The organism is Nocardioides sp. (genome assembly GCF_047607185.1).
Classification (GTDB): Bacteria; Actinomycetota; Actinomycetes; order Propionibacteriales; family Nocardioidaceae; genus Nocardioides.
The window spans coordinates 1-2,854 of the sequence record NZ_JASGDQ010000010.1; the positions used below are offsets into that span (position 1 = coordinate 1).

Here is a 2,854-nt window from a genome sequence, read left to right on the forward strand (position 1 = left end):
TCCAGGTGCGCGCAGCGCAAGGCGGCGTCGCGACGGCATACCGGGCGTCTTCCGAGCGGCGCCAACGCCGCGATGGGTGTGCCTGGGCCGCGCAGACCCGGGACGAACTTCCGGAGACGACCACTAGATGGTCGAGGCAGGGATCTGGCACGCCGCGCGACCCCGGCATCAGCTATTGCGACAATATTGCAACAACGGCCGGGATGAGAGAAGGTTGTCTCCATGCACGTCCCCGACGGATTCCTCGACGCCCCCACCTCGGTCGCCACCGGCGCCGCCGCGGTCGTGATCGTCGGCGCGGCGCTGCGCGGCGCCCGCCGTGAGCTCGACGACAAGACCACGCCGCTGGCCGGCCTGGTGGGCGCGTTCGTGTTCGCCACCCAGATGCTCAACTTCCCGGTCGGCGCCGGCACCAGCGGCCATCTCATGGGCGGCACCATCGCCGCCGTACTCGTCGGGCCCTGGACCGGCGTCCTGGTGATGAGCTGCGTCTTCATCGTGCAGTGTCTGCTCTTCGCCGACGGCGGCATCACCGCGCTGGGCACCAATATCATCCTGATGGGCGTCATCACCGCCGGCGTCGGCTGGCTGGTCTTCACGCTGATCCGGAAGGTGGCGCCCAACCGGCTCGGCGTGGTCGCGCCCGCAGCGGCCGTCGGTGCGCTGATCTCGGTGCCCGTCGCGGCGGTCGCCTTCACCCTGCTCTACGCCGTCGGCGGCACCGCCGACATCTCGATCGGCAGCCTGGCCGCGGCGATGATCGGCTGGCACACGCTGATCGGCATCGGCGAGGCGATCATCACTTTCCTGGCCGTCGGCAGCATCCTCGCCGTACGCCCCGACCTGGTCTACGGCGCCCGGCCGATCCTTGCGCAGCGAGATCGCCAGCTGATCGTGAAGGGAGCCACCGCGTGAGGACGGTGAAGACGACCTGGGTCGTCCTGGGCATGGCCGTCGTAGCGCTCGTCCTCGCCGGCGTCGTCAGCTTCTACGCCAGCTCCTCGCCCGACGGCCTCAACCGGGTCGCCGAGGACAAGGGCTTCAGCAGCACCGAGAAGGACCACGCCGCCGGCGACGGCCCGCTGGCCGGCTACGAGACCAAGGACGTCGGCAACGCCCGCGCCTCCAAGGCGATCGCCGGCATCACCGGCACGCTGGTCGTGCTCGTCCTCGCCGGCGGCCTGACGTTCGTCGTACGACGTCGTCAGAATGCCCCGGCGTGAGGGTCGACTGATGGGCGCGGGTCACGGCCACGCGCTGCACTTCCACGGCCACTCGCCGCTGCACCGCGCCCCGGCGCATCTCAAGCTGGTCGCACTGGTGGTCTTCATGCTGGTCGCGGTCGCCACGCCGCACCAGTGGTACGCCGTCTTCGGGGTCTACGCCGCGGCGCTGCTGGCCCTCGTCGCGCTCTCCCGGGTCCCGCTGACCTACCTGCTGCCGCGACTGGTGGTCGAGGTGCCGTTCGTGGTGTTCGCGGTGCTGCTGCCGTTCATCGCCACGGGCCCCCGCACCACCTTCCTGGGGCTGAGCGTCAGCGAGTCGGGACTGGAGTCGGCGTTCGGGCTGCTCGCCAAGGGCACTCTCGGCGTGCTGGCCGGCCTGCTGCTGGCTGCCACCACCGAGCCCACCGAGCTGTTGCGCGGCCTCGAACGGCTGCGACTGCCGCAGCAGCTGGTGCAGATCCTCGCCTTCATGCTGCGCTACCTCGAGGTCGTGCTCGGCGAACTGCACCGGATGCGGGTCGCCGCCGCGTCCCGCGGCTTCACCGCTCGCGACCCGCGGCACTGGCCGGTGCTCGCCACGTCGGTCGGCGCGCTGTTCATCCGCTCCTTCGAGCGCGGCGAGCGGGTCCACCTGGCAATGCTCTCCCGCGGCTACACCGGCAAGATGCCCTCATGACCCCCGTCCTGGACCTGCGCGGCGTCGCGCACGCCTACCCCGACGGCCACCAGGCACTCTTCGGCGTCGACCTGCACGTCCACCGTGGCGAGCGGGTGGCGCTGCTCGGCCCCAACGGCGCCGGCAAGACCACCCTGGTGCTCCACCTCAACGGCATCCTGCTGCCCGGCGCCGGGTCGGTGAGCGTGAGCGGGCTGCCGGTCGCCAAGGCCAACCTGCCGGAGATCCGCCGCCGGGTCGGGGTCGTCTTCCAGGACCCCGACGACCAGCTCTTCATGGGCACCGTCCGCCAGGACGTCGCGTTCGGACCGGCCAACCTGGGACTGCGCGGCGCGGAGCTCGACGACCGGGTGATGACGGCGCTGCGCAAGGTCGGCATGGAGGAGTTCGTCGACCGGCCGCCACACCACCTCTCCTTCGGCCAGCGCCGCCGGGTGGCGGTGGCGACCGTGCTCGCGATGGAGCCGGAGATCCTGGTGCTCGACGAGCCCTCCTCCAACCTCGACCCCGCCTCGCGCCGCGAGCTCGCCGACAGCCTCACCTCGCTCGACGTCACCGTGCTGATGGTGACCCACGACCTGCCCTACGCCCTGGAGCTGTGCCAGCGGTCGGTGATCCTCGACGAGGGCGTCATCGTCGCCGACGGCACCACCCGCGAGATCCTCTCCGACGAGGCGCTGCTCAAGGAGCACCGGCTGGAGCTCCCCTACGGCTTCGACCCCGCCTTCACCCCCCGCCGCTAGCCGCGAGTCGGCAGAAGTGCGGGTCTGAGAACGCCCGAGTCGGCAGAAGTGCGCGTCTCAGGAGGCTCGAGTCGGCACAAGTGCAGGGTGCGGCCCGACGGTCACTAGTAGGCTGTCGCGGCTAAAGCGCGTGGTAGCGCGGTGTCCGGGTGCGTGCCTCGCAAGGTGCCGGCGCGAAGGCAGGCTGGTGGCCTGTCGAGCGTCGGCAA

General features: G+C 71.1%; 4 protein-coding genes. All 4 read left to right on the forward strand.

What is annotated here, in order from left to right; all coding sequences use genetic code 11:
• Nucleotides 1-222 precede the first annotated feature (222 nt).
• The 4 genes from QM595_RS01255 to QM595_RS01270 are packed head-to-tail and all read left to right on the forward strand — an operon-like array spanning nucleotide 223 to nucleotide 2,645.
• Entirely contained in the window at nucleotides 223-915 is a 693-nt protein-coding gene (locus QM595_RS01255; RefSeq protein ID WP_415169702.1) for an energy-coupling factor ABC transporter permease, read from the forward strand.
• Nucleotides 912-1,223 carry a PDGLE domain-containing protein gene (locus QM595_RS01260; RefSeq protein ID WP_415169703.1) on the forward strand — a complete coding sequence of 104 codons (312 nt, stop codon included), beginning with the start codon at nucleotides 912-914 and terminating at the stop codon, nucleotides 1,221-1,223. Before QM595_RS01255 ends, QM595_RS01260 begins: the two co-directional genes overlap by 4 nt.
• Before the next feature lie 10 nt (nucleotides 1,224-1,233).
• Nucleotides 1,234-1,902 carry a cobalt ECF transporter T component CbiQ gene (gene cbiQ / locus QM595_RS01265; protein ID WP_415169704.1) on the forward strand — a complete coding sequence of 223 codons (669 nt, stop codon included), beginning with the start codon at nucleotides 1,234-1,236 and terminating at the stop codon, nucleotides 1,900-1,902.
• Entirely contained in the window at nucleotides 1,899-2,645 is a 747-nt protein-coding gene (locus QM595_RS01270; protein WP_415169705.1) for an energy-coupling factor ABC transporter ATP-binding protein, read from the forward strand. Before cbiQ ends, QM595_RS01270 begins: the two co-directional genes overlap by 4 nt.
• The last annotated feature ends 209 nt before the right edge of the window (nucleotides 2,646-2,854 follow it).